Annotated in this window: 17 protein-coding genes and 1 pseudogene; 10 read left to right on the forward strand and 8 right to left on the reverse strand. The window is 58.4% G+C overall.

From position 1 onward, the window contains the following. Positions 1 to 159 precede the first annotated feature (159 nt). Positions 160 to 1,005, forward strand: coding sequence for an endonuclease/exonuclease/phosphatase family protein (locus tag AC1Q5O_RS20910; protein WP_346308419.1), 846 nt, complete (start codon positions 160 to 162; stop codon positions 1,003 to 1,005). On the opposite strand, the gene AC1Q5O_RS20915 is transcribed toward AC1Q5O_RS20910, so the two are convergent. Both AC1Q5O_RS20915 and AC1Q5O_RS20920 read right to left on the reverse strand, forming a co-directional pair. Next, complete coding sequence (locus AC1Q5O_RS20915; protein ID WP_223612127.1) at positions 977 to 2,437, reverse strand: phospholipase D-like domain-containing protein; 1,461 nt, start codon at positions 2,435 to 2,437, stop codon at positions 977 to 979. The two genes, AC1Q5O_RS20910 and AC1Q5O_RS20915, sit on opposite strands and share 29 nt — an antisense overlap. Before the next feature lie 14 nt (positions 2,438 to 2,451). Next, positions 2,452 to 3,951 carry an ATP-binding protein gene (locus AC1Q5O_RS20920; RefSeq protein WP_464662460.1) on the reverse strand — a complete coding sequence of 500 codons (1,500 nt, stop codon included), beginning with the start codon at positions 3,949 to 3,951 and terminating at the stop codon, positions 2,452 to 2,454. A gap of 242 nt (positions 3,952 to 4,193) precedes the next feature. Between AC1Q5O_RS20920 and rpmH the strand changes: the two genes are divergently transcribed. From rpmH to yihA, 4 genes and pseudogenes are all read left to right on the forward strand, one after another. Beyond that, positions 4,194 to 4,328, forward strand: a complete 135-nt coding sequence (gene rpmH, locus AC1Q5O_RS20925; protein ID WP_040853797.1) for a 50S ribosomal protein L34 — start codon at positions 4,194 to 4,196, stop codon at positions 4,326 to 4,328. Between the two features lie 48 nt (positions 4,329 to 4,376). Continuing rightward, positions 4,377 to 4,776 (forward strand): annotated as a pseudogene (gene rnpA, locus AC1Q5O_RS20930) (ribonuclease P protein component). Then, positions 4,760 to 6,598 (forward strand): membrane protein insertase YidC, encoded by a 1,839-nt coding sequence (yidC, locus tag AC1Q5O_RS20935; RefSeq protein WP_346308421.1) that lies wholly within the window; start codon positions 4,760 to 4,762, stop codon positions 6,596 to 6,598. Before rnpA ends, yidC begins: the two are co-directional and overlap by 17 nt. A gap of 192 nt (positions 6,599 to 6,790) precedes the next feature. Continuing rightward, positions 6,791 to 7,414 (forward strand): ribosome biogenesis GTP-binding protein YihA/YsxC, encoded by a 624-nt coding sequence (gene yihA, locus AC1Q5O_RS20940; RefSeq protein WP_288191831.1) that lies wholly within the window; start codon positions 6,791 to 6,793, stop codon positions 7,412 to 7,414. 22 nt (positions 7,415 to 7,436) lie between these two features. Here yihA and AC1Q5O_RS20945 read toward each other — a convergent pair whose 3' ends face one another. Both AC1Q5O_RS20945 and AC1Q5O_RS20950 read right to left on the reverse strand, forming a co-directional pair. Beyond that, complete coding sequence (locus AC1Q5O_RS20945; protein WP_492565631.1) at positions 7,437 to 8,156, reverse strand: anti-sigma factor; 720 nt, start codon at positions 8,154 to 8,156, stop codon at positions 7,437 to 7,439. Then, positions 8,153 to 8,692 carry a sigma-70 family RNA polymerase sigma factor gene (locus AC1Q5O_RS20950; protein WP_223612122.1) on the reverse strand — a complete coding sequence of 180 codons (540 nt, stop codon included), beginning with the start codon at positions 8,690 to 8,692 and terminating at the stop codon, positions 8,153 to 8,155. The genes AC1Q5O_RS20945 and AC1Q5O_RS20950 overlap by 4 nt, the downstream gene beginning before the upstream one ends. A 183-nt stretch (positions 8,693 to 8,875) precedes the next feature. Between AC1Q5O_RS20950 and argB the strand changes: the two genes are divergently transcribed. Then, positions 8,876 to 9,769 carry an acetylglutamate kinase gene (gene argB / locus AC1Q5O_RS20955; protein WP_105737814.1) on the forward strand — a complete coding sequence of 298 codons (894 nt, stop codon included), beginning with the start codon at positions 8,876 to 8,878 and terminating at the stop codon, positions 9,767 to 9,769. Here argB and AC1Q5O_RS20960 read toward each other — a convergent pair whose 3' ends face one another. Then, on the reverse strand, positions 9,770 to 10,252 hold the full coding sequence (locus AC1Q5O_RS20960; RefSeq protein WP_464662467.1) for an Lrp/AsnC family transcriptional regulator: 483 nt from the start codon (positions 10,250 to 10,252) through the stop codon (positions 9,770 to 9,772). It abuts the gene before it with no gap. A 122-nt stretch (positions 10,253 to 10,374) separates the two neighbouring features. On the opposite strand from AC1Q5O_RS20960, the gene phhA reads away from it, so the two are divergent. Then, complete coding sequence (phhA, locus tag AC1Q5O_RS20965) at positions 10,375 to 11,208, forward strand: phenylalanine 4-monooxygenase (protein WP_492565635.1); 834 nt, start codon at positions 10,375 to 10,377, stop codon at positions 11,206 to 11,208. Here phhA and AC1Q5O_RS20970 read toward each other — a convergent pair. Further along, entirely contained in the window at positions 11,205 to 11,882 is a 678-nt protein-coding gene (locus AC1Q5O_RS20970; protein WP_288191802.1) for a GGDEF domain-containing protein, read from the reverse strand. The genes phhA and AC1Q5O_RS20970 overlap by 4 nt on opposite strands. A 240-nt stretch (positions 11,883 to 12,122) precedes the next feature. On the opposite strand from AC1Q5O_RS20970, the gene AC1Q5O_RS20975 reads away from it, so the two are divergent. Beyond that, positions 12,123 to 12,848, forward strand: coding sequence for a pyrimidine 5'-nucleotidase (locus tag AC1Q5O_RS20975; protein ID WP_492565637.1), 726 nt, complete (start codon positions 12,123 to 12,125; stop codon positions 12,846 to 12,848). An 86-nt stretch (positions 12,849 to 12,934) separates the two neighbouring features. Here AC1Q5O_RS20975 and AC1Q5O_RS20980 read toward each other — a convergent pair whose 3' ends face one another. Then, positions 12,935 to 13,777, reverse strand: a complete 843-nt coding sequence (locus AC1Q5O_RS20980; RefSeq protein ID WP_492565639.1) for an LOG family protein — start codon at positions 13,775 to 13,777, stop codon at positions 12,935 to 12,937. A 153-nt stretch (positions 13,778 to 13,930) separates the two neighbouring features. On the opposite strand from AC1Q5O_RS20980, the gene dapD reads away from it, so the two are divergent. Continuing rightward, positions 13,931 to 14,785: a 2,3,4,5-tetrahydropyridine-2,6-dicarboxylate N-succinyltransferase gene (gene dapD / locus AC1Q5O_RS20985; RefSeq protein ID WP_223612111.1), complete on the forward strand. Its 855-nt coding sequence runs from the start codon at positions 13,931 to 13,933 to the stop codon at positions 14,783 to 14,785. A gap of 83 nt (positions 14,786 to 14,868) precedes the next feature. After that, positions 14,869 to 16,164 carry an MFS transporter gene (locus AC1Q5O_RS20990; protein ID WP_492565642.1) on the forward strand — a complete coding sequence of 432 codons (1,296 nt, stop codon included), beginning with the start codon at positions 14,869 to 14,871 and terminating at the stop codon, positions 16,162 to 16,164. Between the two features lie 5 nt (positions 16,165 to 16,169). Here the strand turns inward: AC1Q5O_RS20990 and AC1Q5O_RS20995 are convergent, their stop codons facing one another. Further along, a complete protein-coding gene (locus AC1Q5O_RS20995) occupies positions 16,170 to 17,198 on the reverse strand; it encodes a 2-dehydropantoate 2-reductase (protein WP_492565643.1) in 1,029 nt (342 codons plus the stop codon). Between the last annotated feature and the right edge of the window lie 49 nt (positions 17,199 to 17,247).

Genomic DNA, 17,247 nt, shown 5'->3' on the forward strand with positions numbered 1-17,247 from the left:
TTTAGTCAGAACTATGTATCAGCAGATTATTCTGGGTGAAATTGGTCCTTCGTAGCAGTGACGAAAGGAGCAATCGCTATCTTGGCGGCGCGCCCACTTCATTTGCTTGCCATTCGCGCGAACCCGACATATCTCTTATGCATGGACAGCAAGAAGCCAATGCGGCACACAAGACCCAGTGTCTCAGCCAGCATCCTCGCGGCGGTCAAGAACCGCAACAAGCGCCCGACTGGCGTGACCAAGGTCGTGCGGAACGATACCGTCATTGCGTCCTACAATGTCCATAAGTGCGTCGGCATCGACAAGAAGTTCGATCCGGATCGCATTGCCCATGTCATCGGTGAACTTGGCGCAGACGTTGTCGCTGTGCAGGAGGCGGACAAACGCTTCGGCGAACGGTCTGGCCTGCTCGATCTTGCCCGGCTGGAACGCGAGAACAATCTTGTGCCCGTGCGTGTGGCATCGCTCTACCCCAAGGGACACGGCTGGCACGGCAATCTGCTGCTTTTCCGTGAAGGTGTCGTGCGGCGGGTGCAGCAGCTGAGACTGCCTGGGCTTGAGCCGCGCGGCGCTCTGGTGGTCGACCTCGATCTCGAAGCGGGTCCTCTGCGCATCATCGCCGCGCATCTTGGCCTGCTGCGGCATTCCCGCATGCAGCAATCCGAGGCGATCCTCGACGCAGTTCATGCGGATCCATCACGCCCGACGCTTCTGCTCGGCGACCTGAATGAATGGCGTGTCGGCAGGGGATCGTCATTGCATTTCCTGCATCCGGTCTTCGATCCGATGAAGAATGCAGTGCCCAGTTTCCCCTCGCGTTTTCCGGTTCTGGCGCTGGATCGCGTGCTCGGCCATCCGCACAGTCTGGTCACCGGCATCGAGGTGCATGACACGCCGCTTGCCCGCGTGGCATCGGATCACCTGCCGATCAAGGCCTATGTCGACCTGAAGGGGGCCTTGGCCGAAACGGCGGAAATCAGAGATAGGGCGAGCCTAGCCAGATAATCCGGTCGAGCAGCCGCACCCAGAATGAACGGGCGCGCAGGCTTTGCAACAGGACCGGCTTTGCGGTTTCAATGGCCGTCTCGATGAGCCCTTCCACTTTTTCTGCAAATGCCGCGTCTATGATCTCCAGATCAACTTCGAAGTTGAGGCGCAATGACCGCGGATCAAGATTCGACGACCCGACATAGGCCCACTGTCCGTCAATGGCCAGAAGTTTGGAATGGTTGAAATTGCCGCTGGCGCGCCAGATGCGGCAATGGCTCTTGAGAATCTGGTCGAATTGCGCGGTCATCGCGCGATCAACGAGTTTCAGATTGTTGACCGCCGGCACGACGATATCGACCTCGACGCCCCGCCGCGCTGCGGTCACCAAAGCGCTGATCAGTTCGCGATCCGGCAGGAAATAGGGCGACATGATCCGGATATGGTTTCGCGCCACGGAAAACGCCCCCATCAGCATGCGATGATTGGCTTCCACGCTCTTGTCCGGCCCGGCCGGGACAGCCCGGATAAAGACGGGATCGCCCGCCGGCGTGTCCGGTGAAGCGATCAGCCAGGGATCGCCAGCCAGCTGTTCGCCGGTGGTGAAGCGCCAGTCTTCCGACGCGATATGGAAGAGGTCGGTGACAATCGGGCCGGTCAATCGGAAATGGGTATCGCGCGCATGGTCCTTGCCGGCAATTTCTTCGGAAAAACCGGCGCGAATGTTCATGCCGCCGGTAAACGCCGTTGTCCCGTCGACAATCAGAATCTTGCGGTGGGTCCGCAGGTTGGCATAGGGCAGGCGCAAGCCGATGATGATGTTGCCGTTGAACACGTCGGTGCGCACGCCGCCTTTTTTCAGATAGCCGACAATACTCGGTATGGAATAGCGGGCTCCGACAGCGTCGATGAGAACACGGACTTCAATGCCGCGCTGAACGGCAGCAATCAACGCATCTGCCACGCGAAAACCGATCTTGTCCCGGTCGAAAATGTAGGTCTCGAGTAGAATGCTGCGCTGAGCTGCGTTGATATGGTCGATCATCGAACGGTAGGCATCGTCTCCGCTTTGCAGCATGGCGACGTCGTTGCCGGTTGTCAGGCGGCAGCGGCTCACCCGGTCGCCGAGCGTTTTCATGGCGGCAAAGCGTTGCCCGAAATGCGCAAGGACATTCCCTTCGTCCGCATCGAAACGCATCAGGTGATCCTGACCGATTTCGTGGAGGAAAGCGCGCTGCGAGCTTATGGAGGAGCGCCTGATCCGGTTGATGCCGGCGACCGCATAAATGACCGCGCCGATCACCGGGGAGAGGATGATGACGCCGACCCAGCCAATGGCCGCGCGCACCTCCTCCTTCGTCATGGCCGCATGGACCGCGGCGGGAACGCCGAGGACGATGGAAAGGACAAAGAAGATCTGGGGCCAGTAGGTGGGAAGATAATCACTCATTTGCGAGTGTCATATCACGATATTGAATCCCGGCGCGAGCGCCATTCGGCGAGAGAGACGGGTTGATCCGGTATGCGGATTTCAAAACTTGTGCCAGCGCCTTCGCCGCCGCGCAGTTCAATGGTGCCGCCATGCGCACGAACCAGCTCATGCACAATGGCAAGGCCGAGCCCGGTGCCGCCGGAGCGGGCCGAGCCTTTGAATGCGGTGAACAGGTTCTCGCGCGCCTTGGGCGGCAGTCCCGGGCCGGTATCCTCAATGCCGATGATCGATGTAGCGCCAATTTGTCCTGCCGTAATTGTCAGCCGTTTGACGATGGAGATGTCATCACCCGTAACGCCGCTCATGGCTTGAACGGAATTGCGGCAGAGATTCGAAATCACGCGGAAGAACTGGTCCGGATCCGCGTCGACCTCAAAACTCTCCGGTACGAGGTTTTTGAATTCAATCCCCGACTTTGTATCAAGATTGAGCATTTCTTCCACGTCGCTGACGATGGTGTGCAGCTTCACCCGGCGCCGCTGCGGCGGCGGCTCCTGTGTTCCGCCATAGGCAAGCACGGTCTGGGAGTAGTTGATGGCTCGGTCGATCGTCCGTACGAGTTTCGGCACCATGCGCTGAATGGCGGGGTCGCTGGCATTGGCGAGGTGATCGGACATGAGCTGGGCAGACGCAAGAATGTTGCGCATGTCGTGGTTGATTTTGGAAACGGCTAGGCCAAGGTCGGCCAGGTGCTTCTGCTCGGACAATGTGCGCTGCAAGCGCTGCTGCATGTCGGCCAGCTCGCGCTGGGCAATGCCAAGCTCGTCCTCGCGATTGTCCGGCTGGATGACGCGCTGCGGATCATCCGGCTGCTGGGCAAAGGCCAGCATGTTTGCGCTCATGCGCTGGATCGGCCGGATAAGCAGGTGGCTGATGGCAAGGAAGACCAGGCCGGCGGTAATGACCGAAATGAACATCGAAATCAGCGTCAGATTGCGGGCATAACGCAACATCGCATTGCGCAGGGGCGCATCGGATGTGATGAGCTCGATGACTTTTCCCGTCTCGCCGATAGGACCGTAAACGCGGATGATGCGGTTGCCGCCATTGATGAGCGTATCGAATGCGTCGCGGATCGTGGTCAACGGGTCAGTGACGCTCATGTCGATATGCCGGTCGACCTTGGACGGCATGTCCGACACCGCCAGCAACCGTGACGCGCCCATTTCGCGCAGGGCAATCGCCTTGGTGCCCGTGGCAAGAAGCACATCGTTCTGTACGCTCTGCGGAATATCCTTGTCGTCGCTTGCCGCCAGCACGACACTCGCTGCCGCAACGGTATTGAGGCGGTCCGAAAGCCAGCGCATGCGCATATCGGCCATGGTCGGAACGAAAATCATCACTTCGGCCAAGAGGCCGAACAGGATGGTGAGGCGCAACAGCTTGCCCGAAAGGCGTTTGAGGATCGGCAAGCGCCGACCCGCGTGCATACGCGCGCCTGCCGGTTGCTGATCCTGTTGCGTTACCGCCATATTTGCTCCATCAATGCCCGATGTAGGACAAACGTTGCGCCGGTACAATAAATCACTTCCCGATTTTTGCCTATGCGTGAATTGTCCGGTATCAATTGACTTCTCTGTATCATGCCTCTATAAGCCGCGCACGTCCGGGTTGACCGCCCCGGCGGCGTGTTGTTATGCGCCAATGGCGGTCCTGATATGCTCCTGTCAAAGAACAGACCACAAGAAGGGCCGCACACCGCGGTATTAAACAAATGAAGCGTACTTATCAGCCATCCAAACTTGTCCGCGCACGTCGTCACGGGTTTCGCGCCCGTATGGCTACTGCAGGCGGCCGCAAGGTTATCGCAGCACGTCGTGCTCGCGGTCGCAAGCGGTTGTCGGCATAAGGCGTTCCGCGCAGGTTTGCGCGGTTGGCCGAAGTTGGCATTACAGGAATGAATGATCAAAAACCACTCCGCCTTCGCAAGAGAGCGGAGTTTTTGGCTGTTCGGGCCGGAGAAAAACGCCGCGGCGGCTTTTTTCTGCTCGAAGTCAAGGAGCGCGAAGACCGGAAAGGTCCGCCGCGTGTTGGTTTTACAGTCACAAAAAAGAACGGAAATGCCGTTATCCGCAATCGCATCAAGCGCCGGCTGAAAGAGGCTGTACGCGTCAATGTTGCAGGTGACATGGCCCCCGGAACCGACTATGTGATCGTTGCTCGCCGTGACGCGCTTGATGCGCCATTTGCGGACTTATCCCGGGAACTCTCGAAACGGGTTTCCAAAAAATACCAAACCGGCGTTTCCCCAAGACATGACCGGCCCAACAGGACCCGATAATGGAAACCAATCGTAATTTCTTTATCACCATCGCCTTGTCCGTCGTTATTCTGGGACTGTGGCAGGTGTTCTATATGGGCCCCAAGATCGAGGCCGAGCGGCAGCAGGCACAGATTGAAGCCACGCGCCAGGCGCAGACCAAGGCTGCCGGGCAGCCCGCGACGCCAGCCGGTACGCCAGCAAACAATCTGCCGGCATCCACACCCGCCGCACCCGGTGCCAATATTCCCGGCCAGACGCCGGATGCCGCTCAGGCCGGCAGCATCACCCGTGCCGCCGCGCTCGGGCAGACGTCGCGCGTGCAGATCGACACGCCAAGCCTCAGCGGATCCATCAGCTTGACCGGCGCTCGTCTGGATGACCTGCAGCTCAAGCAGTATCATGAAACGGTCGACAACAATTCACCGACCATTCAGCTGTTAAGCCCTTCGCAAATGGCAGACGGGCAATTTGTCGAAATCGGGTTCACTGGCAATGAGACATCGGGCACGGTTCCCGGCCCGACGACCGTATGGACAGTGGACGGCAACAGCAAGCTTAGCCCGTCGACCCCGGTTACCCTGACGTTTACCAACGAAAAGGGCCTGGTTTTCAAGCGTACCTTCAGCGTCGACGACAATTATATGTTCACGGTCAAGGATGCCGTGACGAACGGGACGTCCGTACCGGTTTCACTGGCCTCCTACGGTCGTGTCACGCGGTTCTACAAGCCTCTGCATGCCAGCACCTATGTGTTGCATGAAGGTCCGATCGGCGTGATCGCTGGAAAGCTGGTCGAATACAAATTCGCGGCGATCGAGAAGGAAAAAGAGGTTTCTCCGGAGAAAACGGACACTGGCGGCTGGATCGGCATCACCGATAAATATTGGGCCGCTGCTCTCGTTCCATCGCAAACGAAGCCTTTCAAGGCGCGCATGTCCTACTTCGACAATGGCCGTCCGCAGTATCAGAGCGACTATCTGTCCGATCCGACAACGATTGAGCCAGGCCAATCCACAACGATCGAGAACCTCGTTTTTGCCGGCGCCAAGGAAGTTGGCAAGATCAACGGCTATATGAACAACCTGCATATTCCATTGTTCAAGAATCTGATCGACTGGGGCTGGTTCTACTTCATCACCGAACCGATGTTCTATCTCATCGACTGGCTGTACAAGGCCATCGGTAACTTCGGCGTGGCCATTCTCGTTGTTACGGTCCTGCTCAAGGCGCTGTTCTTCCCGCTTGCCAACAAGTCCTATGCGTCGATGGCGCGCATGAAGCTGGTTCAGCCGAAGATGACCGAAATCCGCGAGAAATATGCGGATGACAAGGTCAAGCAGCAGCAGGCCATGATGGAGCTCTACAAGACCGAGAAGATCAACCCGATCGCCGGTTGCTGGCCCATCCTGATCCAGATTCCGGTCTTCTTCGCGCTCTACAAGGTGCTGTACGTCACCATTGAAATGCGCCACGCGCCGTTCTTCGGCTGGATCCAGGATCTGGCCGCGCCGGATCCGACATCGGTGTTCAACCTGTTCGGTCTCATTCCATGGACTGTTCCGGCGTTCCTGATGATCGGTGTCTGGCCGCTGATCATGGGTGTGACGATGTTCCTGCAGATGCGCATGAACCCGACACCTCCCGATCCGACGCAGGCCATGATCTTCAACTGGATGCCGCTGATCTTCACGTTCATGCTGTCCAGCTTCCCGGCCGGTCTGGTGATTTACTGGGCGTGGAACAACTTCCTGTCGATCACCCAGCAGGGCATCATCATGAAGCGGCAGGGCGCGAAGATCGAACTGTGGGACAATCTCGCGGGGCTCTTCAAGAAGAAACCCAAACCCGCGGAATAGGCGGGTTTCACTCGAATGCCGAAAGCCCCCGCGTCATACCGGGGGCTTTTCATTTGCCGGTGAACGGCGCCGTTCAGTTGACAAGGCGGCGATAACATTGAATGCAGGTGGCTGCGGCCACCCCATGAACGGACGGAAAACAACGTGAGCGAAACCAACGACAATACGAACCGGCTGATCGAGAAGGGCCGGATGCTCTTTGCGCAGGGCTGGGTTTTCATTCGCGGCGTTCCGTCCATGAAATTCCTGCCGCCTGAAGGGCCTATCGAAATCGCCTTCGCCGGGCGCTCCAATGTGGGCAAGTCGTCGCTCATCAATGCGATCATCGGCCAGAAAGGTCTGGCGCGCACCTCCAACACGCCGGGGCGCACGCAGGAACTCAACTATTTCGTCCCGGATGGCCATTCCGGTGAAAATGGCGATCTGCCGCCGCTCGCCGTGGTCGATATGCCGGGCTACGGCTTTGCGGAAGCGCCGAAGGAACAGGTCGATGCATGGACGCGGCTTGTCTTCGATTACCTGCGCGGCCGTACCACGCTGAAGCGCGTCTATCTGCTTATCGATGCCCGTCATGGTGTGAAGAAGAACGATGCGGAAGTGCTCGATCTCCTGGATCGCGCGGCCGTGTCCTACCAGATCGTCCTGACCAAGATCGACAAGATCAAGCCTGCCGGTGTGCCGCGCCTCATGGAAGAAACGGCGCAGGCTATCAAAAAGCGCGCCGCTGCCTATCCAACGATCCTTGCCACATCGTCGGAAAAGGGCGGTGGACTGGACGAGCTGCGCGCTGCAATCGCGCTTCTCCTCGAAGAATAGAGCCTTACCAGCTTCCTTGATTTCAGATGCTGCTCACAGCGCCCGCTGCGACGACAGCGCCGGTGGGTGCTCCGCTTGGAGAGCCGCCTGCCGGTTCAACCGAAATGGCCAGGGTTGTTCCATCCCTAAGCTTTGCGGCAGTTGGCGCGGGTACGTCGAACTCCGTCACCTTGGGCGATTTGAGAACGCCCAGCGACACCGGAGCGTCCTTTCCCGCAATCAGCCAGAGTTCCAGCGACTTGTTCTGCGGAATATCGCCGGAAACCAGCGTAATCCTGAGCTTTCTCGACTTGCCGTCAAAAACAGCAAGGCTTCGCATTGGACCGCTGTCGCTTGCCATGGAGGCAACAAGCTGCGCAGGCGCTGGTCCGGTCTGGCGCAGAACGTACTCCCTGCCGAAGTTGAACAGGACCAGTGCAAGCGCTGCAACGGCAACTGTTCGCCAGAATGCCAGGCTGTTCCAGAAGGAGGCGCCGGCCGCCACGCGGCCCGAGTCGATGCCAAACAGGCGCTGGTCGATCTGGCTCTTCAGATAGCTGGGCGCCGTCACCGGCTGAAATTGCACGTTCAATGGGTCGAACCGGTTCTGCCAGTCGGATACGAGGCGCGCAAAGGAAGCATCGGTTTCGATGCGGCGGGCGGCATCCTGCCGCTCCTGATCCGGCAGCACGCCCAGCACATACTCGGCTGCGACGAAATCGTCGCCTTCCGGCATTGTGTCATCGGGTGGTATCGTGCTCATCGTTCCAGACATTCCTTCAGTTTCATCAGGCTGCGGCGCAACCAGGTTCTCATCGTATTCAATGGCACCCGGTGGCGGATCGCCAGGAGATCATAGCTCTCGCCGTTCAGATAGGCGCCCCGCACGGCCGCGGCCCGGTCAGAATCCAGCTGATCGAGACACTCGTTGATGCGCTTTGTTTCACCGGATGCAATGGCAGACTGTTCGGGATTGAGGGACGGTTCCGCGAGACCGACCGCCTTTTCCAGTTCGGCTGTTGCTGGCTTGCGGGCACGCAGCACGTCAATCGAATGATTGCGCGCAATAGCCACCAGCCACGAGATGGGGCTTGTATCCGCGACGGCAAACCGGTCAGCCTTGTTCCAGATCTTGACGAAAATATCCTGCAGTGCATCCTCTGCTTCCGAGCGATTGCCCAAGATACGCAGGCATACGCCGAATAGTTTCGCGCTCGTGGAGGTATAAAGCTTGTCGAACGCCGAGCGATCCCGCAAAGCGACCCGTGAAATCAGCTCTGATATGCCTTCGGGTGTCATGCGACCGGCGTTTCCAACTCTTTGACTATCCAGAGTCCTGCCCCTAAGTTAAATCTGCGGATATGTTGTCCTGTCAATGGGCCGCATGCAAAAACGTTCCCGCCCACCCTAAATCATGTTTGCCCATGACCGTCTTTAGGGTTATGAGACCCCGTCCTTTTCAAGCTGGAGCTTGCTTCCCCCATGTCCGAGACTGAGCACACCGCAGAAATTCAGGCAAGCCTTCTATCCGCGGCTCTTCCCTATATGCAGCGGTACGAAAACAAGACCGTTGTTGTGAAATATGGCGGCCATGCCATGGGCAATGTGGAGCTTGGCAAGGCCTTTGCCCGCGATATCGCCCTGTTGAAGCAATCCGGTATCAATCCGATCGTTGTGCATGGCGGCGGCCCGCAGATTGCATCGATGCTTGCGCGCATGGGCATCGAATCGAAATTCGAAGGGGGCCTGCGCGTTACCGATGCGAAGACGCTCGAAATCGTCGAGATGGTTCTTGCCGGTTCGATCAACAAGGAAATCGTTGCGCTGATCAATGCGGAAGGCGAATGGGCCATCGGACTGTGCGGCAAGGATGGCAACATGGTCTTCGCCGAAAAGGCCAAGAAGACGATTGTCGATCCAGATTCCAATATCGAGAAGATTGTTGACCTTGGCTTTGTTGGTGAACCGGTCGAAGTGGACCGCACCCTGCTGGACCTGCTTGCCCGCTCGGAGATGATCCCGGTTATCGCGCCGGTTGCGCCAGGCCGCGACGGCCATACCTACAACATCAATGCTGACACCTTCGCGGGCGCCATTGCCGGTGCATTGGCCGCTTCGCGTCTGTTGTTCCTGACGGATGTTCCCGGCGTTCTCGACAAGGACAAGAAGCTCATCAAGGAACTGTCCGTCGGTCAGGCCCGCGCGCTGATCAAGGACGGCACGATTTCAGGCGGCATGATCCCCAAGGTCGAAACCTGCATCGATGCGATCAATCGCGGTGTCGAAGGGGTCGTCATCCTCAATGGCAAGACCCCGCATTCGGTTCTGCTCGAACTCTTCACGGAACGTGGTGCGGGAACGCTGATCGTTCCCTGATCATCGTTTCAGATGGTCGAGCGGAATCTTGCCCGGCCCCTTGATGTTCTGCAGCACGAGCTGGGTGTGCACGTCGCGCACACCCTTGAGGCGCATCAGCCGGTGCATGACGAAATCGTTGAGATCATCGACGGTGGGCACCATTACGTGCAGCAGGAAATCGTGCTCGCCGGTCATCGTCCAGCAGGATGATACCTCGTCCATGCGCTGGATTTCCGTGATGAACCGTTCCGGCGATTCATCGCTGTGCGATGTCAGCCGCACCTGAACGAAGACCTCGACCATGAGCCCGATGGACCGGCGGTCGATTACGGCGGCAAAGCCTTTGATGACGCCGGTTTCCTGCAGGGCGTCAAAACGTCGACCGCAAGGCGTGGCCGAAAGCCCGATGGCCTGCGCCAGATCGGTGATCGGCACCCGGCCATTGTCGCGCAGGACCTGCAGCATCTTGATTTCAAATTCGTCAAATCGAGGGGATGTCACTTGTTTTTCTCCAGAATATTATATTTTCCTCTCCAGATAGTGGTTCATTGAGGCAATAAGGTCAAATTCACTCGATTTCTCGGAGTATTCTGGATGTCAGAATGGGAATCGAGGAGGAATTCATGACCATCAGTGTTGAGGCCTATGCCCGTGAATGTGCAGCACAAGGTTTGCGCGGCGACTATCATGCCTGCCAGCCGGATTTTACCGTCGAACAGCAATATGACTACTCGGCGGAAGATCAGGAGGTGTGGCGTACCCTCTGTGACCGTCAGACAAAGCTTACCTCGCGGCTTGCCCATCACAGCTACCTCGACGGCGTCGATGCGCTGGGTCTGCTCGACCGTATCCCCGATTTTCATGAAGTAAGCGAACGGCTGCGCAAATTGACGGGCTGGGAGATCGTGGCGGTCCCCGGTCTTATCCCGAACGAGCCGTTCTTCGATCATCTTGCCAACCGCCGCTTCCCGGTCACCAACTGGCTGCGCAGCAAGAAGGAACTGGACTATATCGTCGAGCCGGACATGTTCCATGACTTCTTCGGCCATGTTCCCATTCTCAGCCAGCCGGTGTTTGCGGATTTCATGCAACTCTACGGTGAAAAGGGTGCCGCTGCGGTTCGGATCGGCGGGGAACAGATGGTCGCACGGCTTTACTGGTACACGGCTGAATTCGGTCTGATGCAGGAAGAGGGCGCCCCGCTCAAGGCTTTCGGCGCCGGCCTGATGTCATCGTTCAGCGAATTGCAGTTTGCGGTCGAAAGCCCGGATGCACACCACGTTCCATTCGATCTGGAAACGGTCATGCGGACCGCCTACGAGATCGACAAGTTCCAGCGCGCCTATTTTGTTCTCCCAAGCTTTGCCGCGCTGCGCGATGCCTTCGAAACCGCCGATATGGCCACCCTTGTTGCCCGGCGGAAGGACAGCGCGCCGCTGGACCCATCGGCAATCTAGGCTGCGGTTTTCATCGCTGGTTTCACGATGACGCAGTTGCGGCCATTGCGTTTGGCCTCGTAAAGCCTGCGATCGGCGGTCTGGAAATGATCGGCGATCGCCCCTGTCGAGACATCGATCACCCCGCCAATGCTGACGCTGAGCGGAACCCGCTCATTTTCAGGCGTCCGGAATTCAATCAACGTCACATCTTTGCGAATGATTTCGGCAATGGCGCGCACCTCATCCTCGTGTTCCGTCGCCAGGAAAACCGCAAACTCTTCGCCGCCGATGCGGCCGATGCTGTCGTTCTCGCCGATGCTGCGTGAAATGCAGTGGGCAATGGCGGTCAGCGCGCCGTCACCATTGTAATGGCCGTGCTGGTCGTTGATTTTCTTGAAATGATCCGCGTCTATGATCAGCAGGGATCCGGGTATCTGCCGGCGGACCCTGTCCACATGGGTGAAAAAAGCTTCACGGTTGAGCAGGCCCGTCATGCTGTCGCGCGAGGCTTTCTCCAGGAGCTTGGCATTGGTTTCCTCAAGCTGCAGCATGACCTGACTGAGTTGAAGCAGGGTCACGCGCAGTCGCTCGGACTGCCGGAACACCATCAGCGAGATCGGCGGGGTAATGGTCAACGGACAGATCGTGGCGATCACGAAGCCCATTTTGTTGTGCATGTCGAAAGCACTCATGATGCTCCCGGTGATCAGCAAAGAACAGACAATCGCGATCAGTGTGACAAGCGCACATTTGTACAGAATTCTGAACATTTCACCCCTAATGCTGCTACCTGATTACTATGCTGCATTCATGAAGCGGCTGTTAGCGGAAAATGTAAAAACGGTCGTAGTTCGGACTTTTTTCGTCTATTGAGTCGTTATGGCAACAGACTGCCTGTCCCGTTACCAATGTCCCTGCAATGGCGAGTATGCATGACGAAAAATCCCGATCCTCTGAATTTTGCCCATGTAACGGACTGGGTGTTCGATCTGGACAACACGCTCTACCCGCATCATTCCAATCTGTTTTCGCAGATCGACGTGAAGATGACGGGCTATATCGCGGATCTCCTGCAACTTTCCCATGCGGATGCCCGCCAGATGCAGAAGCAGTTCTACAAGGATTACGGGACGACCCTCAAAGGGCTGATGGATCGCTACAATATCGATCCGGACGATTTTCTGCAGAAGGTTCACGATATCGATTATTCATGGCTGGTTCCCAATCCGGCACTGGCCATGGCGATCAAACATCTGCCGGGGCGCAAGTTCATTTTCACCAATGGTGACCGTGGCCACGCGGAGCGGGCGGCACGGCAACTCGGTGTCCTCGACCAGTTCGACGATATTTTCGATATTGTCGCGGCCGAACTGATGCCCAAGCCGGCGCGGCAGGCCTATGACCGTTTTCTTGATCTGCACGGGATCGATGCCAAGAGCAGCGCCATGTTCGAGGACCTCGCGCGCAATCTGGTCGAGCCGAAGGCGCTCGGCATGAAGACAGTCCTGATCGTGCCGCATAATTTTGAGCCGACGTTCTCCGAGATATGGGAACGCGATCCGGACTACACCGATCATGTCGATTACGTGACCGACGATCTGGCGTCGTTCCTCAATGCGATCCAGCCGGGGCAGGTCCGCGCAGGCATGCCTGTCTGAAGCGATCTACATCGGTCGAAGCGCTCATCGACGCTGCGGCGTACCGGGTCCTGACCCGGCTCCCGCAGCCGCGACGAGGCAGAGGGTCAGGGCAGCTCGTAGAAAGTCTTGATCACGCCCCACGCCTCTTCGGCGTCATCGACAAAGGTGATCAATTCCCTGTCCGACGGCGAAATGACACCCTGTTCGGCCAGGAATTCAAAATTGATCGCCTTTTCCCAGAATGACCGGCCGAAGAGGAGGACCGGGATACGCTCCATGCGCCCTGTCTGGATGAGTGTCAGCGTCTCGAATGTCTCGTCCATGGTGCCGAAGCCGCCGGGGAAAATCGCAAGCGCTTTTGCCCGCATCAGGAAATGCATTTTCCGGATGGCAAAATAGTGAAAGTTGAAGCAGAGCTCCGGCGTCACATATTCATTGGGCGCCTGTTCGTGCGGCAGGACGATGTTGAGACCGATTGTCGGCGCTCCGATATCGGCTGCACCGCGATTGCCCGCTTCCATCACGCCGGGACCGCCGCCGGTAACAACGACAAACTCGCGGTTGTAGGTGGTCGCGGAATAGGTCGAGCATAGCTGGGCAAACTTGCGCGCCTCGGCATAATAGCGCGAATTGGCTTCAAGGTTCTTCTTCTGCACTTCGTTCTTCGCGGCCCAGGCTTCACCGCCGGGCTCGGGAATACGCGCGCCGCCGAAAAGCACGACTGTCGAACGGATACCCCGCTGGGTCAGTGCCATTTCCGGCTTGAGCAATTCAAGCTGCAACCGTACTGCGCGCAGATCGCGGCGTGTCATGAACTCCGGATCGGCAAAGGCTAGACGATAGGTGTCCGATTGCGTTTGCGGGGTCTCGGGAGCGGTCTCTACCCGCCGCACGGCTTCGGTGGAGTGGGAAAATGGCGTCCAGCCGTTTTTTTCATCGGTATTCAATTATATTCTCCTTCTGCGGACGCAAGTGACGCTTACAGACATTAAATCCTATTCGTCGTCCAACATTGTGGCGCTGCGATTGACCCTCTCACAGACTTATCTTACTAGGCCTTACATCAGCCTTAACCGCCCGTGCAATGGAGTGACCTGAAAATGTCCAAGCCCGACCTGGCCAGTCTTGAAAAGACCATCAACAAGGCCTTTGACGAACGCGATGCCGTGAACACCGAAACGCGCGGCGAAATACGCGATGCGGTTGACACGTCATTGCTGCTTCTCGACAGCGGCGAAGCCCGTGTTGCCGAACGGCAGGCGGATGGTGCATGGACCGTCAATCAGTGGCTCAAAAAGGCAGTGCTTCTTTCCTTCCGTCTCAATCACATGGGCATCATCGACGGCGGACCTGGCGGTGCGCCGTGGTGGGACAAGGTTCCCTCCAAGTTTGATGGCTGGGGTGCGACCGAGTTCAGCAAGGCAGGCTTCCGCACGGTGCCGAGCGCGATTGTCCGCCGTTCGGCCTATATTGCTCCCGGCGCCATCCTGATGCCGTCCTTCGTCAATCTCGGCGCCTATGTCGGCGAGGGGACGATGGTGGATACATGGGCCACGGTGGGCTCCTGCGCGCAGATCGGCAAGCATGTGCACCTTTCCGGCGGCGTCGGCATCGGTGGCGTTCTCGAGCCCATGCAGGCAGGCCCGACCATCATCGAAGACAATTGCTTCATCGGCGCCCGCTCGGAAGTGGTCGAAGGCTGCATCGTGCGCGAAGGCGCGGTCCTCGGCATGGGCGTGTTCATCGGCAAATCGACAAAGATCGTCGACCGCGCCACCGGCGAGATTTTCTATGGCGAGGTTCCGCCCTATTCGGTCGTTGTCGCGGGCACCTTGCCGGGCAAGCCTTTCCCGAACAATGAACCGGGCCCGAGCCTCTATTGCGCGGTGATCGTCAAGCGCGTCGACGAGAAGACCCGCTCCAAGACCTCGATCAATGAGTTGCTGCGTGACTGATTAGGCGATTTACATCTGGACAGACGGAGATTCCCGACAGAAGCTGGTACCCAAGCCGATTCCATCTCAGCTGAGGTACCAGTATGACTGTGCAGGCTTCCCTTCTGACCCGCGACTATGACGCCAAGCGGCGCCATGCCATTGCCGCCGCCACCATCGGCAATGGCCTCGAATGGTTTGATTTTACCGTCTACGGCTTCTTCACGCCGATCATTGCGCGCCTGTTCTTTCCCGCGATCAATGACCTGACTTCGATCCTGCTCACGGTCGGCACCTATGGCGTCGGCTTTTTCATGCGTCCGGTCGGGGCAGTGGTTCTTGGTGTCTACGCCGACCGGAAGGGGCGCAAGGCGGCACTGACCCTGACAATCCTGATGATGGCATTCGGCACGGCACTGCTCGGCTTTGCGCCGACCTATGCGCAAGCAGGCATTGTCGGGCCGCTGGTTATTGTTCTGGCACGGCTGATCCAGGGCTTTTCCGCCGGTGGAGAGATCGGCGGCGCGACAGCTTTTCTCATCGAGTATGCGCCGCCGGAAAAACGCGGATTCTATGCCAGCTGGCAGCAGACAAGTCAGGCGCTGGCCGTCGTACTCGGTGGTATCTGCGGCACCATCGTCACGCACGCGCTTGATCCGGTAGCCATCGACAGCTGGGGCTGGCGCGTGCCGTTCCTTCTGGGTTTGCTGATCGGACCGGTCGGGTTCTATATCCGTGCCCGCGTCGACGAGACGCCGGTCTTTACCGACAGCCACACGCAGAAGAGCGAGTCGCCGCTGCGTGACGCCCTCAGGGATCATCCGCGCGGTATCGCATCCGGCTTTGGCGTCACCATTCTCTGGACGGTATGCACCTATGTGCTGCTGTTCTACATGACCACCTATGCCGTCAAACAGCTCAACATTCCGCTCGCCGATGCATTCGTTGCGACGACCATTGGCGGCCTGGTGCTGATGCTGGGTTGTCCCATCGCCGGGGCCTTGTCGGACCGTGTGGGGCGCAAGCGGCTGCTGCTGGCTGCCGCCATTGCCATCGGCGTGCTGATCTACCCGCTGTTTGCCTGGGTCAATGCCACACCCGATCTGATGACCCTTGCCATTGTCCAGGGCATTCTCGGGCTGCTTCTCGCCGCATTCACCGGTCCGGCACCGGCACTGCTGGCCGAGCAGTTTCCTGCAGGCTTGCGCTCCACCGGGCTGTCACTCGCTTATAATTTCGCCGTGACCATTTTCGGCGGTTTTGCCGCTGTGATCGTCACGCTCCTGATCGAGGCGACAGGTACGAAACTGGCTCCGAGTTTTTATGTGATGGCGGCGGCGCTGGTGAGCGCGCTGACGCTTCTGACCATGAAGGACAAGACGGGAAAGCCGATCGACTGAACCGTTTACGCGACGAATTTCTGGCGGATCTCGGCCACCGCATGGCAGCGGACCGGCTGCCCCTCGGCCTGTTTGACGCAGGCAATGACCTTTTGCGCCAGGGGCGTGGGGACATTCTTTTCCCGAGCCAGTTCCACGATGACACCCTGGAGGTAATCGATTTCCGTTGTCCGACCGCGGGAAAAATCCTCCCACATGGATGAGCGGGCACGCGGGTCTATGGCCAGCATCCGGCGGGCGATGCGGCGGAAGAGAAAATCGGGCAATCGCAGAATCCATGGGAGTATCGCGGGTGATACGCCCTGGACCGGGGCTGCAACAATGCCATGTGCTCGCATGACCTTGAGGCCTTCGCCCATCTGATCGGCAAGCAAGACGCGCCAGTCACGGTCTGCAAGCTGTGCGGCAAGCGGCAGGTTTGACAGGGCGTTGAGCGCGTTGTTCAGGTTCATCATCAGTTTGCCCCAGAGAATGCCCTGCATATTGTCGTGGTGGCTCACCGGAAGGTCCGGCGTCGACAGGGCTTCGGCAAGGCCTTCGACCTTGTTCTCGACAAGGATCGTGCCCTGCGTGGTGCGGCGTACGCTCAGCGGCAGTGCGCCCGCATCCGATTGGACAACGTTGAAAGGCACCATCCCGGCAATCACCGTCATGCTCTCCGGGAGGTTCTTTTGCAGAACGTCAGCATTGCCAATGCCGTTCTGCAGGCTGACGACAATGCTGTCAGCAGGAGCGTATCTGGCAATCAGCCCCGCCATCTCTTGTGTCGCGCCGCTCTTGACCGCAACGAGAATGATCCGCGCCTTGTCGAAGGCAGTGGCAGGGTTCTGCGTGAGGGAAAGCCGGTCCGGCGATAGAAGCCGCTCCGTGCCGTCGAGATTGACAATTTTCAGGCCGGTGCGCCGGATTTCGTCCGCCACGCGGGGTCGCGCAAGGAACGTGACGGCTTTTCCAGCGGCGGCAAGCTGCCCGCCGACATAGCAGCCAATGGAACCGGCACCTGCGACAACAATGCGGCTGGCGTTTTCAAGCATTGGCGGGCCCCGGTTTGACGCGATCGTCAGCCATTAAAACAGATGCACG

The organism is Phyllobacterium sp. MT110 (assembly GCF_058792715.1).